This window comes from Azonexus sp. R2A61, assembly GCF_021401135.1.
GTDB lineage: Bacteria > Pseudomonadota > Gammaproteobacteria > Burkholderiales > Rhodocyclaceae > Azonexus.
This window is the reverse complement of record NZ_JACBFO010000001.1, coordinates 677,464-695,784: the sequence shown is the minus strand read 5'-3', so window position 1 is coordinate 695,784 and position 18,321 is coordinate 677,464. Positions and strand designations below refer to the sequence as shown.

20 protein-coding genes are annotated in these 18,321 nt (G+C 66.2%); 2 read left to right on the top strand and 18 right to left on the bottom strand.

Annotated features, from left to right (window positions below):
* The first annotated feature begins 41 nt into the window (after positions 1-41).
* Positions 42-1,196, top strand: coding sequence for an iron-containing alcohol dehydrogenase (locus L0962_RS03445; protein WP_234084196.1), 1,155 nt, complete (start codon positions 42-44; stop codon positions 1,194-1,196).
* Between the two features lie 52 nt (positions 1,197-1,248).
* Here L0962_RS03445 and L0962_RS03440 read toward each other — a convergent pair whose 3' ends face one another.
* From L0962_RS03440 to thiS, 12 genes are all read right to left on the bottom strand, one after another.
* Complete coding sequence (locus L0962_RS03440; RefSeq protein WP_234084195.1) at positions 1,249-1,788, bottom strand: methylated-DNA--[protein]-cysteine S-methyltransferase; 540 nt, start codon at positions 1,786-1,788, stop codon at positions 1,249-1,251.
* 11 nt (positions 1,789-1,799) lie between these two features.
* On the bottom strand, positions 1,800-3,266 hold the full coding sequence (locus L0962_RS03435) for a DNA-3-methyladenine glycosylase 2 family protein (RefSeq protein ID WP_234084194.1): 1,467 nt from the start codon (positions 3,264-3,266) through the stop codon (positions 1,800-1,802).
* 82 nt (positions 3,267-3,348) lie between these two features.
* Complete coding sequence (locus L0962_RS03430; protein ID WP_234085077.1) at positions 3,349-3,735, bottom strand: YchJ family protein; 387 nt, start codon at positions 3,733-3,735, stop codon at positions 3,349-3,351.
* Positions 3,732-4,697 (bottom strand): recombination-associated protein RdgC, encoded by a 966-nt coding sequence (locus L0962_RS03425; RefSeq protein WP_234084193.1) that lies wholly within the window; start codon positions 4,695-4,697, stop codon positions 3,732-3,734. The genes L0962_RS03430 and L0962_RS03425 overlap by 4 nt, the downstream gene beginning before the upstream one ends.
* Positions 4,698-4,792: 95 nt before the next feature.
* The gene (locus L0962_RS03420; RefSeq protein WP_234084192.1) at positions 4,793-6,436 is read right to left on the bottom strand and encodes a PepSY domain-containing protein; all 1,644 of its coding nucleotides are present in this window, start codon (positions 6,434-6,436) and stop codon (positions 4,793-4,795) included.
* Positions 6,437-6,451: 15 nt separating this feature from the next.
* Positions 6,452-6,739 (bottom strand): hypothetical protein, encoded by a 288-nt coding sequence (locus tag L0962_RS03415; protein ID WP_234084191.1) that lies wholly within the window; start codon positions 6,737-6,739, stop codon positions 6,452-6,454.
* A gap of 1 nt (position 6,740) precedes the next feature.
* On the bottom strand, positions 6,741-7,013 hold the full coding sequence (locus tag L0962_RS03410; protein ID WP_234084190.1) for a hypothetical protein: 273 nt from the start codon (positions 7,011-7,013) through the stop codon (positions 6,741-6,743).
* A 10-nt stretch (positions 7,014-7,023) separates the two neighbouring features.
* Positions 7,024-7,920, bottom strand: coding sequence for an alpha/beta hydrolase-fold protein (locus L0962_RS03405; RefSeq protein WP_234084189.1), 897 nt, complete (start codon positions 7,918-7,920; stop codon positions 7,024-7,026).
* Positions 7,921-7,924: 4 nt separating this feature from the next.
* Positions 7,925-10,084, bottom strand: coding sequence for a TonB-dependent siderophore receptor (locus L0962_RS03400; RefSeq protein WP_234084188.1), 2,160 nt, complete (start codon positions 10,082-10,084; stop codon positions 7,925-7,927).
* Between the two features lie 233 nt (positions 10,085-10,317).
* The gene (gene trmB, locus L0962_RS03395; RefSeq protein ID WP_234084187.1) at positions 10,318-11,112 is read right to left on the bottom strand and encodes a tRNA (guanosine(46)-N7)-methyltransferase TrmB; all 795 of its coding nucleotides are present in this window, start codon (positions 11,110-11,112) and stop codon (positions 10,318-10,320) included.
* Entirely contained in the window at positions 11,109-11,891 is a 783-nt protein-coding gene (locus L0962_RS03390) for a thiazole synthase (protein WP_234084186.1), read from the bottom strand. The genes trmB and L0962_RS03390 overlap by 4 nt, the downstream gene beginning before the upstream one ends.
* A gap of 13 nt (positions 11,892-11,904) precedes the next feature.
* Positions 11,905-12,108 (bottom strand): sulfur carrier protein ThiS, encoded by a 204-nt coding sequence (gene thiS / locus L0962_RS03385; protein WP_234084185.1) that lies wholly within the window; start codon positions 12,106-12,108, stop codon positions 11,905-11,907.
* Positions 12,109-12,212: 104 nt separating this feature from the next.
* Here thiS and L0962_RS03380 point away from each other — a divergent pair, with 104 nt between their 5' ends.
* Positions 12,213-12,398, top strand: a complete 186-nt coding sequence (locus L0962_RS03380; RefSeq protein ID WP_234084184.1) for a hypothetical protein — start codon at positions 12,213-12,215, stop codon at positions 12,396-12,398.
* 9 nt (positions 12,399-12,407) lie between these two features.
* Here L0962_RS03380 and L0962_RS03375 read toward each other — a convergent pair whose 3' ends face one another.
* Genes L0962_RS03375 through L0962_RS03350 form a run of 6 tightly spaced genes read right to left on the bottom strand, consistent with a single transcriptional unit; the run spans position 12,408 to position 18,251 of the window.
* Positions 12,408-13,178, bottom strand: coding sequence for an SDR family oxidoreductase (locus tag L0962_RS03375; RefSeq protein ID WP_234084183.1), 771 nt, complete (start codon positions 13,176-13,178; stop codon positions 12,408-12,410).
* Complete coding sequence (locus L0962_RS03370; protein WP_234084182.1) at positions 13,179-13,820, bottom strand: thiol:disulfide interchange protein DsbA/DsbL; 642 nt, start codon at positions 13,818-13,820, stop codon at positions 13,179-13,181.
* A 10-nt stretch (positions 13,821-13,830) separates the two neighbouring features.
* Positions 13,831-14,427, bottom strand: coding sequence for an SPOR domain-containing protein (locus tag L0962_RS03365; RefSeq protein WP_234084169.1), 597 nt, complete (start codon positions 14,425-14,427; stop codon positions 13,831-13,833).
* Between the two features lie 9 nt (positions 14,428-14,436).
* Entirely contained in the window at positions 14,437-16,200 is a 1,764-nt protein-coding gene (gene argS / locus L0962_RS03360) for an arginine--tRNA ligase (RefSeq protein WP_234084166.1), read from the bottom strand.
* 28 nt (positions 16,201-16,228) lie between these two features.
* On the bottom strand, positions 16,229-16,762 hold the full coding sequence (locus tag L0962_RS03355; protein ID WP_367398007.1) for a DNA-deoxyinosine glycosylase: 534 nt from the start codon (positions 16,760-16,762) through the stop codon (positions 16,229-16,231).
* The gene (locus L0962_RS03350) at positions 16,755-18,251 is read right to left on the bottom strand and encodes a diguanylate cyclase (RefSeq protein ID WP_234084164.1); all 1,497 of its coding nucleotides are present in this window, start codon (positions 18,249-18,251) and stop codon (positions 16,755-16,757) included. The genes L0962_RS03355 and L0962_RS03350 overlap by 8 nt, the downstream gene beginning before the upstream one ends.
* Between the last annotated feature and the right edge of the window lie 70 nt (positions 18,252-18,321).

The window sequence follows — 18,321 nt, the reverse complement described above, 5'->3', positions numbered from 1 at the left end:
CTGCGGTCGACCGCAAAATTGAAGCAAAAACGGAGACAAGCATGAGCCACCTGTTCGCATTCGATTACCACAACCCGACGCGCATCGTTTTCGGCCCCGACAGCTTCGCCCAGTTGCCGGCGCTGCTGCCGGCCGAAGCGCGCGTGCTGCTCCTCTACGGCGGCGGCTCGATCAAGAAGAACGGCGTCTACGACGGCATCCGCGCCGCGCTGGCCGGGCGCGACGTGGTCGAGTTCGGCGGCGTCGAGGCCAACCCGACGCTGGCGACGCTGAATCTGGCGGTCGACCTGGTCAGACGCGAAAAAATCGGCTTCATCCTCGGCGTCGGCGGCGGTTCGGTGTCCGACGGCGCCAAGTACGTCGCCTGCGCCGCGCTTTACGACGGCGACGGCTGGGACATCGTGATCGGCAAGCACCAGCCGCAGCAGGCGCTGCCGGTCGGCGTCGTGCTGACGCTGCCGGCCACCGGCTCGGAATCGAACGCCGGCTCGGTGGTGACCAACACCGCGACGCAGGACAAGCGCGCCTTCTTCGTACCGCCGGCGCGGCCACGCTTCGCCGTGCTCAACCCGACGGTGATGGCCAGCCTGCCGGTGCGCCAACTGGAAAACGGCATCGTCGATGCCTTCGTCCATGTCTGCGAGCAGTACCTGACCTACCCGGTCGGCGCGCTGGTCCAGGACGGTTACGCCGAGGCAGTGATGAAAGCGCTGGTCCGCCTGGCCGAAACCTTCGACCGCCACGCCGAACCCGACTGGCAGCAGAACCTGATGTGGGCGGCCAACCAGGCACTGTGCGGGATCATCGGCGTCGGCGTGCCGCAGGACTGGGCGACCCACCGCATCGCCGTCGAACTGACCGCGCTGTGGGGCATCGACCACGGCCGCACGCTGGCGATCATCCAGCCGGCGCTGCTGCGCGAGCTGATCGAATACAAGCGCGAGAAGCTGGAGCAATTCGGCCGCGAAGTCTTCGGCCTCAGCGCGCCGAGCGCCGAGGACGCTATCGCCGCCATGGAAGCCTTCTACCGCAGCGTCAACATGCCGCTCCACCTGCGCGACGCCGGCATCAACGAAGCCGACGCCGCCGACCGGGTGCTCGCCGGCCTGCGCGCCCACGGCAAGATGACGCTCGGCGGCCACGCCGGGATCGACGAAGTGAAGACGGAAAGAATCGTGCGCGGGGCTTGCGGCTGATTTTGCCGATTCCTGCGGTCGACCGCAGGAATTGCGAAAAAACCGGCGCCGCTCAGAGCGCCGTTCCCTGGCTCGGCAGGTAGAAGCCCGCCATGTCCACGCCTTCCAGGCCGAGCAGTTGGCGCTTGCGCTCGATACCGCCGGCGTAGCCGGTCAGGCTGCCGTCGGCACCGACGACGCGGTGGCACGGCACGATCAGGGTCAGCGGGTTGTGGCCGACGGCGCCGCCAACCGCCTGCGCCGACATGGCACTGCGCCCGAGGCGAGCGGCCAGTTGGCGGGCGAGTTCGCCGTAGGTCGTGGTCTCGCCGTAGGGAATCTCGCGCAGCAAGTCCCACACCGCCCGCCGGAAGGAACTGCCGGCAGGCGCCAGCGGCAACCCGGCGCTGGCCGGCCGGCGGCCGGCGAAATAGTCGTCCAGCCAGGCCCGCGCCGCCGCGAAGGCGGGCAGCTCGTCGTTGACCAGCGGCTCGCCGCAAAGTCCGGCGGCGAAATATTTCTGGCCGACGAACCACAGGCCGCTCAGGAATTCGCCGTCGCCGGCCAGCAGCATCAGGCCGAGCGGCGATTCGTAATGGGTCGTGTAGCGCATGGAGTCTCCTTTCAGGCGGCCAGCGAGTGCCACAGGTTGATCGTCGCGTAGCCGCGCCACGGCCGCCAGGCTTCGGCCAGCGCCAGAATCTCGCGCGGCGTGCGCGGTGCCAGCGCCTGGCCGAGGCCGTAGTCGGCGTGCGGAAAGGCATCCGGCCAGCCGAGCGCGCGCAGGGCGATGTATTGCGCCGTCCATGGGCCGATGCCGGGCACGCGCTGCAAGGTTTCGACGACCGCCGCCGGTTCGGCGCCGCCGTCCCAGTCGATTGCGCCGTCGGCGAACAGCCGGGCCAGCGCCTGGATGGTGCGCGCCCGTGCCCCGGTGATGCCCAGCCCGCCGAGCGCATCGCCGACGCCGTCGCCCAGGGCGACGATGCCTTGCGGCGACGGGAAGACATGGCTCAACCCGGCGATGCCGGTGACGACCGGGATGCCGTGCGCAGCAACCAGCCGGGTGGCGAGCGTGGCGGCGGCCTTGACCGTGATCTGCTGGCCAAGCACGGCGCGCACGGCCATTTCGAAGGGGTCGAAGCAGCCGGGCAGGCGGGTGCCGAGGACGACGGCGCCGGGCCGCAAGGCGTTGATCGGCGCCAGCGTTTCGTAGACCGCGTCGGGGTCGCAGCCGAGGTCGAACAGATGGCGTACGCGGGCCAGCACGCGCGGCAGCACCGGCAACAGCGCAGCGTCTACAGCCACAGTGAGCACCCGCTTTTCCGGCCGGTGACCGACCCGCAACCAGCCGCTCAGCGGCTTGCCGGCTGCGTCGGGCAGGCACACGGCACGCCGGTATTCGCCGTCGGCCACCTGCTCGACGCCGGGAATCGCCCGCGCCGCCAGGAAAGCCAGTTGCGCCTCCCAGCGGTAGGGCGGCCGGTAGCCGAGCGCCAGCGTCACGGCATCGGCCGCCGCCCCCGACGGCCCGGCCTGGCGGCGCAAGGCGCTGGGCGCCATCCGGTACTGGCGGGCGAACAGCGCGTTGAAGCGGCGCAGGCTGCCGAAACCGGCGGCCATGGCAACGTCGATGACCGGCAGCGCGCTGTCGGTCAGCAGTTGCTTGGCGAGCAGCAGGCGGCAGGTCTGCAGGTACTGGATCGGCGTCACATGGTAGGCGGCGGCGAATACCCGGCGCAGGTGGCGATCGCTGCAGCCCAGCCGACGCGCCAGTTCGTCGACGCGGTGCTCGCTGGCGCAATGGTCTTCGAGCAGGCGGGCGGCGCGCTGGGCGAGCGACGCGGCGGCATCGAGCGGCGCGTTGCCCGGCGCCAGTTCGGGCCGACAGAGCAGGCAGGGACGGAAACCGGCCTGTTCGGCGGCAGCCGCGCTCGGGTGGAAGCTGCAGTTCTCCGGCTTGGGCAAGCGGGCCAGGCAGACCGGCCGGCAGTAGATGCCGGTGGATGCGACGCCGACGAAGAAACGCCCGTCGAAGCGCACGTCCTTGGCCTTGAAGGCGGCATAGCAGGCGCGTTGGTCATCGTTCATCGGTCTCGTCTCCATGGACGAAACTCTAGCAGCCGGACGGCGATCCGCTCGCCGTTTTCGGACATCGATACCGCCGGCGGCCTCAGTCGGCGAGATCGCCGTCGACGTAGTACCAGCGCCCGTCCTCGCGGACGAAACGGGACAGTTCGCGCAGCCGGTGGCCGCGCCCGGCGATGCGGTAGCGGGCGACGAAATCGACCGTCGCGTGTGCCTCGTCCTGCTGCTGGTGAGCGCGCACTTCGAGGCCCAGCCATTTGCTATCGTCGGCGGCGAGGTCGAGTTCGCTCGGCCGCGTCGAGGCGTGCCAGGTCGCCCGCAGGTAGTCCGCCTGTTTCAGCACATAGGCGGCGTAGCGCGAGCGCATCAAGGCTTCTGCGGTCGACGCGGTTTTTTCGCCAGAATGCAGTGGACCGCAGCAGGCGGCGTAAGGCTTGCCGCTGCCGCAGGGACAGGCGTCGTTGGGTTTCAGGCTTCCCACGGCGGCGTGCCGGCGGCGGCGGCCGGCGCAGCAGCGGGCGCGTCGGCCTCGACCTGTTCGCCGCCCAGCGCTTCAACCAGTTGCGGCAGGAAGCGCACCAGTTCGCCGGTCATCAGCGCGAAATCGGCGTCGAACTGCTCGTCGGCACGCTCGGCGCTTTTCTCGGCTTCTTCCTTGAGGATGTCGAGGAAGGTCAGCCGCTTGATTTCCAGCTTCTCGGTCAGCACGAAGGAGATGCGTTCGTCCCAGGTCAGCGCCAGGCGCGTCGGCAGCTTGCCGGCGGCGAGGTGGGCCTTGATCTCGGCGCCGACTTCGTCGCCCAGCGGATGGCGGACGTAGCGCACCGCGGCCTTTTCCTCGGCGACCGATTTCAGCTCGCAATCGCGGTCGACCGTAAAACCGGCCGGGGCGTCGCCGCCGGCCAGCCAGTCGGCCATCGCCGATTGCGGCGAAAGTTGCGTGTGCAGCGGCTTCAACGGGAACTCGTCGAGGCAGTGGCGCAGGTGTTCGATGACTTCCTCGGCCTTGCCCTGGCTGCCGGCGTCGACGACGAACCAGCCGTTGCTGGTGTCGATCCAGACGAAGGTCGCGCGCTTCTTGGTGAAGGCGCGCGGCATCAGCTCCTCGGTGACGCGCTCCTTGATTTCCTTCATTTGCTTGCGGCCGGGCCGGTAGCCCTGCTCGTCGGCGATCTTCTCGGCGCGCTCCTGCGCCGTTTCATTGACCACCGACGACGGCAGCAGGCGCTGCTCGACGGCCAGCGCGATCAGCCACTGACGGTTGTTGGCGTAGATCAGCGCGCCATCCTTGCGCGGCGACACCCAGCCGCGCGACATCGGCTGGTTGGACGGGCAGCGGGTGAATTCACCGCGCGCCAGTTGCTCGTCGAGTTTGGCCAGGTCGATCGCCCACGGCGCGGGCAGGCGGTAGATTTGCAGGTTTTTGAACCACATGATGGAAGGCGGCAAAGGCAAAACCCGCAGTGTACCAGTCGCCCCGCCCCGCGTTCGCCGCTTCGGCAAGAATCGGTAAACGGGCGCTCAGCGGGTCAGGACTGGTTTGCCGTCGCGACCGGCGCCGTCGTCGATGCCGGCACCGACCAGACGCTGTCGGGCCGTCCGGCGGCAATTCGCCGCGCCGTCACCCGGGCCATGATCGCCAGGGCGACAGCACCGGCCAACGCCGTCAGGTCGACGCCCAGGCTCGCCCACGAGGCGTGCGCCCACAGGCCGGAAGCCGGCAGCAGCGCGCCGCTCAGCGAGGTCAGCGGGATGGCCAGCGTCAATCCGCAGGCCAGCCACAACAACGGGACGACCGAGCGCGCCGCACCGACCAGAAAGGCCCAGCCGATGCAGGCGAAGAAGGCCGCGTAATACAGCAGGCGCGTCGCGTCGACCGCAGGACCGGCCAGGGCATATAGCCATTTGCCGCCAACCATGGCCAGCGAAATGCCGCAGATGCAGCCCAGACAAACGCCGACCGTCGCCGCGGCCATCAGGCGCGTGTCGCGTCGCTGCACCGGCGCTTCGGGCATCTCGCGAGTCTGCTTGCGGCGCCGGGTTTCCACCCAGAGCAGATTGCCGCTGTAGAACAGCCAGGCGCCGGCCAGGCCAAGCACGAAGTACATCCATTGCACCGCGCTCCCGCCGAATGCGGCCATGTGCAGCGCGAAGAAGCTGCTGATCACGAGGTTGCCCGTGCTTTGCCGGCCGGGCAGGAAATCGCTGCTCATCACCTTGCCGGAATAGGGGTCGATGGCCAGGAAACCGCCGCGGGCGCGCGGCGACACCGCCGCCTCGTCCTTGCCCCAGACGCGGACGACGGCGCGCGGGCCGGTCACCTGCTGGTATTGCAGCATGCTCGGCACGAAACCGGGGGCAAACACCATCGCCTTGTCGACCAGCGCCTGCGGCGTCAGCATCGCTGCCGGATCGCGCTGCGCGGCGGCGGCCGACGGCTTGGGCCGCTGGAAGGCCGAGCCCCATTTGCCGTCGTGAAGCAGTTGATCCTGCAGCGCGTAGATGCCGTCGTGAAAGGCGAACACTGCTGCGGTCAACGCCATGACGACGTGAAAAGGCAGGCTGACGATACCGACCACGTTGTGCGCGTCGAGCCACATCCGCTTCAGGTTACGGCCGACGCGCAGCGCGAAGAAATCCTTGACCAGCGAGGGCAGCAGCACGACGACGCCGGAAATCAGCGCCAGCGCATAGAGCGCGGCGACGACGCCCATCACCCAGCGGTTCGGATCGGTATCGAACGGCAGGCCGACGACGCGGTGCAGGGTATCGATGAATCCGGGCAGTTCGGACGGACGGTATTCGTTGACCTGCACGGCACCGCCTTCGTCCAGCGTCGCCGCAAAATGGCGCACGCCGGATTCGTCGTGGTCGTCGCCGTCGGCAGGTCGGAGCTGCCAGCCCAGGCGCGCCGGCAGATGCTCGGCGTCGTGCAGATGGAGGGTGAAATCGCGGGCGCTGTCGGGATGCTCGGCCAGGGTCCGGGCGATCAGTTGCGGCGCGTCGGCCAGCGTCACCGGACGCATTTCGGCGGGCGGCGCGACCCAGCGTGCCAGCGGTTCCTTGAAAACGGTCAGCGCCCCGGCGTAGAAGGCAATGAACAAGGCCATGCCGGTCAGGATGCCGGTCCAGGTGTGGACCGATTTGTAGATGCGGACGAAGTCGGTTCTCATGATTTCCCGTCGGATTCAGGACAGGCGCAAGGCAAGCAGCAGCCCGAGCAGCAGCGCGCTGGCGCCCCCCAGCCACAGCCAGGCGCGCAGGCCGCTGGCAAAGAAATAGACGCCACCGAGCGCGCCCAGCCAGACTGGCGGCACCAGCCACATCGCCAGTTGGCCGCGCACGGACATCGGCAGGTCGGCGCTCAGTACATTGAACAGGGCGCTGGCGGCAAATGCCAGCACCGCCCCGAGCAGAAAGCCGGCCAGGCTTTTCGACACCCAGTCGCGACGGATCGGCGGCAGCTTGTCGGCCATCTCAGCGCTCACCATCGGCCTGCCGCAGTACGGCGACGTAAGGCAGCAGGGAAAACAGCAGCATCAGCCAGGTCGCGAAGACGAACGCCGCGGTGACCGCCTGCATGGCCTGCCCCAGCGCCAGGCCGCCGAGAATCAGCAGGATGCCGCCGAGCGCACGGCCCGGGCGAGCGGACAAGGGACGCACCAGCCAGCGCTGGTTGGGCGAGGCGAGATAGATCGCACAGCACCCCAGGAAACACAGCAGCAGACCGCTCGTGGTAAATGCATTCATCGGCTCACACTCAGGGTTGTTCGAGAAAGAACTGCATGCCGCGGCTCAGCGCCGGCAGCCAGGCCGGACCGTGATCCTCGCCGGCCAGTTCGTGGTAGACCACCTTGCCCGCCCAAGCGGGCGCGGCATCGAATGCCGCCACCAGTTCGCGAGCCGGCGGAATCATCAGCCGGCTGGCGATCATCGCCCGCATCTCGGGCGGATAATTGCCCTTGGGCGGATCGTCCTCCCGGGCGCCGACGCTGATCTGCACCCGAGGCCGGATAGCGCCCTGCAGCAGCGCCGGCAAATCCTTGAGCACCACCTTGTCCTGCCACCAGATCGACGGGCTGGAAGCGACGAAGGTCGAGAAACTGCCGGGCCTGGTGAACAGCGCATGCAGCACGAAAAGCCCGCCGAAGGAATGACCGAAAATCGCCTGCCGGCTGCGGTCGACCGCATGATTGGCCGCAATCAGCGGCTTCACGTCGCGCTCGATGAAATCGAGAAAGCGTCCGGCGCCGCCCTCGGCGATGCCCTCGCCGCCCGGCGTGTAATCGCGCCGGCGGGCCGGCACATCGAAATCGCGCGCCTCGGGATAGCCGATGCCGACGACGATCGGCGGCACATGACCGGTCACCTCGCTGCGCCCGGCCGCACCGCGCGCCAGAAAGGCGGCGACCGGAAAGGCGGCATTGCCATCGAGCACGTAAAGCACCGGAAAACCGTTCGCCGGCACCGGAACATCCGGCACCGAGACGAACAGCCGATAGAGGTGGCCGCCGACCGATGAACGCACGTCGAGCTGACGGGCCGCCGGCACGACGACCGGTGCCCAGCTTGCCAGCTCGCCCGCGGCAACAGCCGGGCGTACCAGAGCTTCCAGTGCGAAGCCGCACAGCAGCAACGCTTTCGCTAGGCGCAACACGGGATCAGAAGTCCAGCGAAGCCGACGCCTGCACGGTGCGCCCCACCCCCAGCGTCGCCCGCGGTTCGGCAAAACTGCCCGAGTAGTAGTGACGATCGAACAAGTTCCGCACGTTCACGCGGAAGGTGGTCTTGTATGCCCCGATGCGGGTCTCGTACCTGGCCCCCAGATCCATCACACCCCAGCCGGGAATCCGGTAGGTATTGGCGTTATCCAGATACTGCTGCGACGTGGCGACCAGGCGCGTGTTCAGGCTGAAACCGGACAACGGCGTGTCCCATTCGGCGCCGAGGTTGGCCTGCCAGCGCGGCACACCATAAATCTCGTTACCCACGTTCTGACCGTTGTAGGTTTCGGTCAACTCACTCCGGGTATAGGAAACGCCGCCCAGCACACGTAGCGTTGGCATGATTGCCCCGAAGGTATTCCATTCCAGGCCACGGACCTGCGACTCGTTGCCTTCGTGAGCCACGTAGTTGCCGAAGCCGCCCGCAGTGACGCTCGTCACCGTCGGCTGGGTGATTTCAAAAACGCTGAACGTATTGGCGAACGTGCCGGCATTCCACTTCAGGCCGATTTCCTTCTGCTTGGTCTTATAAGGCTTCGTCGTCTGATTGTTCGCATAGCCATTGACCGTGGTAAAGCTCATCCCCTTGCTGAGCCCCTCGACATAGCTGGCGTACAGCGAGATTCCCTCCCCCCACGGTTTGACGACAATCCCCAAGGCCGGCGTCAACGCCCTTTCGTCGTAGTCACCGGTCACCATCGTGCCGGCCGCATTCCAGCTGGTCTGCTCGACCCGTTGCTGGCGCAGACCGAGCGTCAGACGAAGCGCATCCTGCATGAATGACAAGCTATCCACGACCGCCAGACTGGAAAGGGTGGTATCCGAAGTCATTGGAATCGGCCCGCCGGGCATCACCGGCAAAACCGGTGCGGTGGGATTGCCGAAGCTGGTCGCTACCATGCCGGTCGTATTGGACAGGCTACCGGACTCGAGATCCAGCCGGGTTGCCTGCACGACCATCTCGTGACGCACGCTGCCAGTGCTGAAGTTCATCCGCACCCCCGCTTCGGAAGACAGCGCATCGTCGTAACCGACTTGCGCGACGCCGCGCACCTGTGCGTTGCCGTTCGACTGGACGTTATGCACGTGCGTGCCGTTCACCCAGCCTGAGTAGTCGTGCGTCCGCTTGCCGACGCTGACGAAGGCCGTGACGTTCTTGTTGAAGGCGTATTCGACGCGCCCGATGATGGCCTGGCTTTCCAGTTCGCCGGCCGCCGAACGCAGGAAATTGGTCCGCGGGTCCGGTGCATTCGGGATATTCGGGCTGATGAAACCGAACATGGCCGGCGAACCGCCGGTGAATGATTGTTTGCTGCGATAGATGTCCAGCGTGGCGGTCAGGGACTCGCCGCGATAGTCGAGCGCCGCCGACAGGAACTTGTTGGTCTTGTCCTGGCCGCTCAGCGCGGTCTCGCCATCGGTATACGAACCGTTGACGCGCACGCCGAATTCTTTGCGCTCGCCGAAGCGGCGTCCGATATCGGCACTTGCGCCGAACTGGCTCTGCGTTTCATAACCGAAAGTCAGCCGGTTCAGCGGATCGTCGCCAGCGCGCTTGGGCACCAGGTTGATGGTGCCGCCGATGCCGCCGCTGGGCGCCATGCCGGTGAACATCGCGCTCGGCCCCTTGAACACTTCGACGCGCTCGACAAATTCCAGCGTCGAATTGCCGAGCGGCGCCAGGCCGTACATGCCGTTGATCGCCAGATCGGACGAATGCACGTCGAAGCCGCGCAGCCGGAAGTTCTCGTACATGTGCGACGCCGACGTGGTGAAGCGTACCGACGGATCGTTGTCGAGTACGTCGGCTACCCGCTTGGCGCCCTGATCCTCGATCAGCTTCGCGGTATAGCTGGTGACGCTGAACGGCGTATCCATCACATCCTGGTTGCCCAGCAGGCCGAGCCGGGCGCCTTTCGCCACCTGACCGCCGGCATAGGCTTTCGGCAGATCGCTCGGTCCTTCCGCGCTGGCGGATACCTGAACCGAAGACAGCGTGACTTCGTTACCCGTTTCTGCGGTCGATTGCGCCGTTGCCCAATGGGGCACGGCCAGCATGCTGATCGCCAGAGCGACCGGTGTCATGCGCAGCACCATGTTTTCTCCTGAGAGTGCACACTGGCTGGCGATGGCTGGCTGGCGTAGGAATTTTCAAATGACGTTCAAGCCCCCGGCACGACATCAATCGATTGCGGACATTTCAGGGGCGTGCAGCGTCGACGGGCCGAATCATAATTGAGATTCATTCCCATTACAACCTGTAACAATTGTCCGGAAACGATTGTTCGGGTCCGTTGTCGGCCCGAACAATCATCGGCCAAGCATTGCGTTCAGCGTTTCCGGAAGACGAGATCCCAGACACCGTGGCCCAGACGCAGGCCGCGGTTCTCGAATTTGGTCAGCGGCCGGTAATCCGGGCGCGGGGCGAAGCCGGCCAGGCCGGCGGCGGAATCGGCATCGAGCGCGGCGGCGAGGTCCACGGTCGACGGGTTGGCGACGCTGTTTTCCAGGCTGGGCTCGCGGCCGAGCACGTCGAGCATCTGCAGCGCGTAGTTTTCCCAGTCGGTGGCGCAATGGATGTAGCCGCCCGGCTTCAGGCGCGAGGCGAGCAGCGCAACGAAGGGCGGCTGGATCAGCCGGCGCTTCTTGTGCCGCGTCTTGTGCCAGGGATCGGGGAAGAAGATGTGGATGCCGTCGAGCGCGCCTTCCGGCAGCATGTCACGGACGACCTCGACCGCATCATGGTTGCCGATGCGCAGGTTGCTCAGGTTCTTCTCGGCGATCAGCTTGCACAGCGCGCCGACGCCGGGGACATGCACTTCCAGCCCGAAGTAGTCGTTCTCCGGGTGGGCCTCGGCGATGCGCGCCGTGGTTTCGCCCATGCCGCAGCCGATTTCGAGGATTTTTGGCGCATTGCGGCCGTAGACCGCAGCCAGGTCGATATTGGCCGGCTGATACGGGATGCCGATCTTCGGCAGCATCGTCTCGTAGTAGCGTTGCTGCGCTTCCGACATGCGGCCGGCGCGGCGGACGAAGCTCTTGATGTGGCCATGCCCGGTACGGCCGGCGGTGTATTCGCCTTCGTCGCCTTCGGCGGCGGGGTGGATCAGCAGGTCGTCGCTCATGAACCGATCAGTCCAGTGGTCGGCGACGAGGGGTCGGCCGAGTAGTATTTGCGGGCCATGCGGCCGGCCAGGAAAGCCTCGCGGCCGGCCTCGATACCCTTCTTCATGGCGCTGGCCATGAGTACCGGGTCCTTGGCGTGGGCGATGGCGGTGTTCATCAGCACGCCGTCGCAGCCCAATTCCATCGCGATGGTCGCATCCGAGGCGGTGCCGACGCCGGCATCGACGATGATCGGCACCTTGGCGTTGTCGATGATCAGGCGCAGGTTCCACGGATTGACGATGCCCATGCCCGAGCCGATCAGCGAGGCGAGCGGCATCACCGCGACGCAACCGATCTCTTCGAGCATCTTGCACTGGATCGGATCGTCGGCGCAGTAGACCATCACCTCGAAACCTTCCTTGACCAGCGTCTCGGCGGCCTTCAGGGTTTCCGGCATGTTCGGGAAGAGGTTGGTCGGGTCGCCGAGAACTTCGAGCTTGCACAGCGGATGGCCGTCGAGCAGCTCACGCGCCAGGCGCAGGGTGCGCACCGCATCGTCGGCCGTGTAGCAGCCGGCGGTGTTGGGCAGGATGGTGAATTGCGACGGCGGCACGGCGTCGAGCAGGCTCGGCTGGCCGGCGTCCTGGCCGATGTTCACGCGGCGCACGGCGACGGTGACGATCTCGGCGCCGGAAGCGTCGATGGCCGCGCGGGTCTCGGCGAAATCCTTGTACTTGCCGGTGCCGACGAGTAAACGGGAACGGTACGCCTTGCCGGCGATGGTCAGTTGATGCATGGAGTTCTCCGGTTCAGCCGCCGCCGACGGCGACGACGATTTCGAGTTGATCGCCCGACGCCAGCGGCGTTTCGCCGTGCAGGCTCTTCGGGACGATTTCGCCGTTTCTCTCGACGGCGATGCGCTTGCCGGCGTATCCCAGATGCGCAACGAGCGCCGCGACGGTCAGCGGGGGCGGAAACAGGCGGTCTTCGCCATTGATCTTGATCTGCAACATCCGCGCATTTTAACGAAACCCCGGGCAAGCGGCATTGCCGGCAAGTGCAAAAACTGCGGCGCAGTCTATAGTGAAATCAAAGCTTCATGAAAAGGGAGAATGCCATGTCCATCTTTGACGCCCCCATCGCCCGTTGCGAAGCCGTTCATGAAATGGTGCTGACCGACGAAACCCAGCGCGAATGTGCCCGCGAACACGATTGCCCGGCCGATCGCCAGTGCCCGCTTGAAGGCTGCTTTGCCGAAGTCAGCGGGCTGGCCGAAAACGATCCGCCAGCCATCCGGCACTGAACCCGGGAGTCACCCGGTGCGGCGCGGTTTGCGCGGCGCACCGACGAACAGCCGGTCGTACAGCCAGTTCGGTAACAGGCGCAGCAGTTTGGCGACGATACCCATCGGCCACGGAATCACCGTATAACTGGTGCCGCGCGCGATGGCCGCGGCAAAGCGCGCGGCAGCGCGGTCGACCGGCAGCAAAAAGGGCATTCGGTACGGGTTGACCGCAGTCATCGGCGTTGCGATGTAACCCGGCGCAATGGTCACCACCGGAATGCCGTACGGCCGCATCTCCAGCCGCAGGCTCTCCAGATAGGCGATCGTCGCCGCCTTCGAGGCGGAATAGGCTTCCGCGCCCGGCAGGCCGCGGATACCGGCGACCGAGGCGATGCCGACCAGCCGCCGCATCTCCCCGCCGGACTGTTTCATCGCCGGGATGAAGGCGGCGAAGGTAGCCGCCATGCCGAACACGTTGATCTCGAAAATACGCCGGAACATCGCCAGATCTTCCGCACACTCGGTCAGCGTGCCGGCCGACACGCCGGCATTGGCGATGACAATGTCCGGCGCACCGAAGCGGGCGACGAAATCGTCGGCCGCCGCCTGAACGGCCGCCGCATCCGCCACATCGAGCGGATAGCAGGCGTGACGCCCGCCCAGGCGGGCGTTCAACGCCGCCAGTTGCTCAGCCCGCCGGGCAGCCAGACCGAGGCAGGCGCCCTGGCCGGCGTAGTAAACGGCAAGCGCCTCGCCGATCCCCGACGAGGCGCCCGTGATGAAGACCTTGAGCGGCAATTACTTCTTGCTTTTCTCGGCGCGTGCGCGAGCGATCAGCTTGTCGGCAACCGCCAGTTGCTCCTGGAAATCGGCGCCGGAAACCATGAACTTGCCGTCGACGGCAAGCGTTGGCACACCGGTGATCCGATAGGCCTGCGCCATCTGATCGCCGCGGCGCAGCTTGCTGGCGACGCCGAACGACGCAAAGGCATCGCTGAACTTCTTGCGGTCGACGCCATGGGCGACCAGCCAATCGGTGGCCGCGCGCTCTTCGAACAGATTGACCCGTTCGCCGTGAATGGCGCGGAAGATGTCGGCATCCAGACGCTTGGTCTCGCCCAGCAGCTCCAGCGCGTAATACACCCGGGCGATATTGGCCCAGGCGGCGCGACCGAAGCTGACCGGCACCTTCTTCAGATAGACGTCGGCCGGCAACTTGGCGGCCCAGGCGCTGAGCAGCGGATTGAAATCGGCGCAGTGCGGACAACCGTAGCTGAAGAACTCCAGCACCTCGATCTTCGCAGCGTCGTCGGTCGGCTGAACCGGGCTGAGCGGCGCGAAATCACGCCCGGCGACCTGGGCGAACAGCGAACCGCTTGCGGTCAACAGGGCAGTACCGGCAAAAATGCCGCCGACGAATTTCCGGCGAGTCAGTTGCATGCGCGTCTCCTTATTTGGACAGTTGGGCTTCGATGCCCGATTTGGCAAGATCGGAGCGGACCTTGTTCAATTCGTCGAGCTTGAAGTAGGGACCGATGCGGACACGATACAGCGTCTTGTCCTCGATCATGACCTGCTGGACGACGGCCTCGACCCCCATGAAGGCCAGCTTCGCCTTCTGGTTGTCGGCATCCTGGGCCGTGCTGAACGAACCTGCCTGCAGGAACAGCGGCGTCTTGCTCTCCTTGCCGGCATCCTTCTTCGGTTCATCCTTCGGCGCCGGGGACGGCTGCGCAGCCTCGGCCGGCTTGGCGGCCTTGTCCGGTTCGGCATCGGCCTTGCCGGGCAGGATGTCGTAGAACTGGAAGCGCTTCTCGGCTGGATCGCCCGGCTTGCCGGGCAGCACCACCGGCTTGTCCGGCGCCTGCACCGGCGGCGCCCCGTTCTGCACGGCCGGATTGAACGGCAACGGCGCCTTGTTGATGTACCAGACGACGCCGGCGGCCAGGCAGACACCGAGCACCAGCCCGATGAACATGCCGATCAGCGTGCCGCCGCCGGATTTCTTCCTGGCCGGCGTCTTGCGGTTTTTCATGTCGCGACTCATCGTTTTTCCTTACATGGATTCCGGGCAGCTGACACCCAGAATGGCCAGACCGTTGCGGATCACCTGACGCACCGCCGCCGCCAGCGCGACGCGCGCATCGCGCAGCGCGGCATCGTCGACCAGCATGCGCTCGGCGTTGTACCAGCCATGAAACTCGCCGGCCAGGTCCTTCAAGTAGAAGGCGATCGAATGCGGTGCCAGGTCGCGGGCAGCGGTCTCGATGACTTCGCGGAACTGGCCGAGTTGGTTGGCGATCGCCAGTTCGCGCGGATGGGCGAGCAGGCTCAGGTCGGCCGCGGCAAGCTCGGCGAGGTCACCGTTCCACTGGTTGATCACCGAGCAGACGCGGGCGTGCGCGTACTGGATGTAGTACACCGGATTCTCGTTGGTCTGGCTCTTGGCCAGGTCGAGGTCGAAATCGAGGTGCTGGTCCGACTTGCGCAGCGCATAGAAGAAACGGCAGGCATCGTTGCCGACTTCGCGGCGCAGCTCGCGCAGCGTGACGAACTCGCCGGAACGCGTCGACATCGACGCCTTCTGGCCGTTGCGGTAGAGCACGGCAAACTGGACCAGCGCCACCTGCAGCTTGTCGCTGTCGAGGTCGAGCGCCTTGACGGCACCGGTAACACGCGGGATGTAGCCGTGGTGATCGGCACCCCAGATGTTGATGACCTTGTCGAAACCGCGCTCGAATTTGTTCAGGTGATAAGCGATGTCGGAAGCGAAATAGGTGAACAGGCCGTTCTCGCGCTGGACAACGCGGTCCTTCTCGTCGCCGAAGGCGGTCGAGCGGAACCACTTGGCGCCGTTCTGCACGTAGATGTGACCTTTTTCTTCAAGCAGCGCCACGCAACGGGCGACCAGGCCGGTGTCGTAGAGCGCTTTCTCGGAGAACCAGACGTCGAATTCGACGCCGAACTCCTTCAGGTCGCCGCGGCAGTCTTCCAGTTGCTCGTTGAGCGCGTGCTGATGCACATAGTGCCAATCCTCGCCCAGCAATTCCTTGGCGCGGGCGATCAGCGCATCGAGATGCAGTTCGCGCTGCTGCTTGGCCTCGTCGTCGGCGCGATCGGCGGCCGGCAGGCCCGGCGTGCCGGCCAGCACATCGGCGACCGGACGGAGGTACTTGGCGCCGTGCGCGGCAAACAGCTGGCGGGCCATCTCGCGCACATAGTCGCCCTGGTAGGCGTTCGGCGGGAAGGGCAGCGTCTCGCCCTGCTGGTCGAAGTAGCGCAACCAGGTGGACAAACCGAGGATGTCCATCTGACGGCCGGCGTCGTTCACATAGTATTCGCGGGTCACATCCCAGCCGGCGAAGCTCAGCAGGCTGGACAGCGAGGCGCCGTAGGCAGCGCCGCGGCCGTGGCCGACGTGCAGCGGGCCGGTCGGGTTGGCCGAGACGAACTCGACCTGGACTTTTTGCCGCTGTCCTGCGGTCGACCGCCCGAAATCGCCTTTTTCGCCAAGCACGGCCTTGACCACGTCGGTCTTGCTGCCGGCGGCGAGGCGGAAGTTGATGAAACCTGCACCGGCCACTTCGGCGGCCGTCACCAGCGACGAGGGCGGCAGTTCGTTGACCAGTTGCTGGGCAATCTCGCGCGGATTTTTTTTCAGGGCCTTGGCCAGCAGCATCGCCAGGTTGGTGGCGAAATCGCCGTGCGATGGATCGCGCGGGCGTTCGAGCTGGATGGCGGTCGTGGTGGCGGTCGGGGCGACACTGGCCAGCGCCTGTTGCAACAGGGCGGTCAGTTGATTCTTGACGTCTTGGGCCATTGGCGGCGGAAAAATAGCAAAAGCGCGATTATACGCTGCCGGGCCGATTCGGCAGACCGAGGCCGACCGCCCAGGCCGACCGCTTGTCGGCCAGCGTCAGCGCGGCATGGGCCGGACTGGTCGACGGCAGGCGCAAGCGACGGGGCAGCGGCCCGGCCAACGACGGCAGCACATGCCGTCGAAAAGCGCTTTCGGCAGCGGCGCCGTTGAAGAAAATCGCCTCGATCTTGCGGTGGACCGCAAGAAAGGCCGGAAAATCGTTCACTTCGATGCTGTCCGGCTCGATCGCTGCATCCAGGCTGCCGGCACGGCGACAGCGACCGATCACGTCCCACAGCGCGATTCCGGCGTCGAGCAATGCCTGCAGGCGAACCGCGTAAGCGGCGGTCGGCGCGAAACCGAGCAAGTCGCCCATGATCGGCCAGAAGGCATTGCGCGGATGGGCGTAATAACAGGCGGCATCGAGCGAGGCCTGGCCCGGCATGCTGCCGAGCACGAGAAAACGGGAATCGGCCGCCGCCACCGGCGGAAAGCCCTGCCGCAGGAACACGCCGTCAGGCACCAAAGACGCGGTTCTTGCCGGCGCGCTTGGCGAGATACATTGCCTCGTCGGCACGCCGGATGGCGCCGTGACCGTCCTCGTCGGCCAGCAACTGGGCGACGCCGGCACTGAAGGTGATCAGCAGCTTTTCCTTGCCGGCCATGAAGAAGGCCTTGGTCAGTTCGCGCTGCAGGCGGGTCATGACTTCAATGCCGGGTTCGAGCGAGGTGTCCGGCATCAGGATGACGAACTCCTCGCCGCCGTAGCGGGCCAGCGTGTCGGTCGGCCGCATGCAGCGCCGGGCGACGTTGGCCAGGTGCACCAGCGCGTCGTCGCCGACGGCGTGGCCCAGCCGATCGTTGAGTTTCTTGAAGTTGTCGATGTCGAGCAGGCAGACCGACAAGGGCACATCGCGCCGGCGGACCGCGGCGATCTCGCGGATCAGCGCTTCGTCCAGCCCCTTGCGGTTGAGCGCGTCGGTCAGCGGGTCGTGGCGGGCCAGCGCGCTGGCGTTGTCCAGTTCCAGATGCAGTTGCACCAGTTCGGCCTCGGTCGCCCGCACCTTGTCCTGCAGGTCGCGCAACTGTTCGCGCGAATGCGAGGTTTCTTCGGCCATCGCATGCGTCGCGACGACGATTTCCTTGAGCAGCGGCGCGACATCCTCGATCCGCGACACCGCTTCGATGCGTTTGGCGCTCGACTCGATATTCTGTTCGAAGCTCGCGCTCGACGCGTTCATCGAAGCCAGGCGGTCGATGAACGCGGACAACATCAGCCGCATTTCTTCCTGCGCTTCGACCGAACGCGCCTTGGCCCGGCTCTGCTTGTCCATCACATCGCGCAGCCGGCGTTCCATCTCGTCAAGGTGGCGCAGCGTCAGCGGCGGCTCGACCGCCGCCAGCAGGCCGTCGATCTGCCCCTTGAGCCAGGAATCGTCGAGACTCAGCTCGCCGATGTTCTCGATGATCAGATGCAACAGATGCAGCAACGACTGGCGTACCTCGATCGATTCCTCGACGGCAAATGCGGCCTGATGCGCCAGCCGGCGCAGCGATTGTTCGACCAGGAGCACCTCGCAGCCAGGCCGGCGCAGTTCGGCGAGCGTCGCCTGCGCCGCCTGGGCCAGCCGGGGGTCGTCCTCGCCGAACGCCGGCAGCACGGTTTCCAGCAGCCGCACCAGCGCCCTGGAAAATCCCTCGGGCAGGCTGTCGACCGCAAGCCTGTCGCGACCGGCAACGAAGGCCAGCAAGCCTTCCTGAACCGCCATCCAGCTCCGCCCCTGGATGCCCGTCGCAACCCGGTGCAGGGCCTCCTTCTGGACATCGCCATGCGGCACCAGAGCATCGGCCAATTGCCGCAGCTGCGTTTCCGGAAACGGTGCCGCCTCGGGCAGGCCGGCGATTTCGTTGTAGCAGGACTGGAAATTGGCCGGGGTCGGCGGCAGATGGCGGGCGGCCAGATGAATGAGCGCTTCGCGGGCGATTTCCGAGGGACTGCGCGGATCTGACATCGTTGGCTTTACCGGGCGTGATGGTGAGCGTGATTGATTCGTTCCGCATTATCGCCAATTTATGCCTTCG

Excerpts from the sequence above, each read along its gene's own strand:
- trmB (WP_234084187.1), bottom strand. The coding sequence starts at position 11,112 with ATGAGCGACGACCTGCTGATCCACCCCGCCGCCGAAGGCGACGAAGGC.
- L0962_RS03365 (WP_234084169.1), bottom strand. The coding sequence starts at position 14,427 with ATGAGTCGCGACATGAAAAACCGCAAGACGCCGGCCAGGAAGAAATCC.
- L0962_RS03435 (WP_234084194.1), bottom strand. The coding sequence starts at position 3,266 with ATGAACGATGACCAACGCGCCTGCTATGCCGCCTTCAAGGCCAAGGAC.
- L0962_RS03415 (WP_234084191.1), bottom strand. The coding sequence starts at position 6,739 with ATGGCCGACAAGCTGCCGCCGATCCGTCGCGACTGGGTGTCGAAAAGC.
- L0962_RS03350 (WP_234084164.1), bottom strand. The coding sequence starts at position 18,251 with ATGTCAGATCCGCGCAGTCCCTCGGAAATCGCCCGCGAAGCGCTCATT.
- L0962_RS03380 (WP_234084184.1), top strand. The coding sequence starts at position 12,213 with ATGTCCATCTTTGACGCCCCCATCGCCCGTTGCGAAGCCGTTCATGAA.
- L0962_RS03390 (WP_234084186.1), bottom strand. The coding sequence starts at position 11,891 with ATGCATCAACTGACCATCGCCGGCAAGGCGTACCGTTCCCGTTTACTC.
- L0962_RS03370 (WP_234084182.1), bottom strand. The coding sequence starts at position 13,820 with ATGCAACTGACTCGCCGGAAATTCGTCGGCGGCATTTTTGCCGGTACT.
- L0962_RS03410 (WP_234084190.1), bottom strand. The coding sequence starts at position 7,013 with ATGAATGCATTTACCACGAGCGGTCTGCTGCTGTGTTTCCTGGGGTGC.
- argS (WP_234084166.1), bottom strand. The coding sequence starts at position 16,200 with ATGGCCCAAGACGTCAAGAATCAACTGACCGCCCTGTTGCAACAGGCG.
- L0962_RS03445 (WP_234084196.1), top strand. The coding sequence starts at position 42 with ATGAGCCACCTGTTCGCATTCGATTACCACAACCCGACGCGCATCGTT.
- thiS (WP_234084185.1), bottom strand. The coding sequence starts at position 12,108 with ATGTTGCAGATCAAGATCAATGGCGAAGACCGCCTGTTTCCGCCCCCG.
- L0962_RS03400 (WP_234084188.1), bottom strand. The coding sequence starts at position 10,084 with ATGGTGCTGCGCATGACACCGGTCGCTCTGGCGATCAGCATGCTGGCC.
- L0962_RS03425 (WP_234084193.1), bottom strand. The coding sequence starts at position 4,697 with ATGTGGTTCAAAAACCTGCAAATCTACCGCCTGCCCGCGCCGTGGGCG.
- L0962_RS03440 (WP_234084195.1), bottom strand. The coding sequence starts at position 1,788 with ATGCGCTACACGACCCATTACGAATCGCCGCTCGGCCTGATGCTGCTG.
- L0962_RS03420 (WP_234084192.1), bottom strand. The coding sequence starts at position 6,436 with ATGAGAACCGACTTCGTCCGCATCTACAAATCGGTCCACACCTGGACC.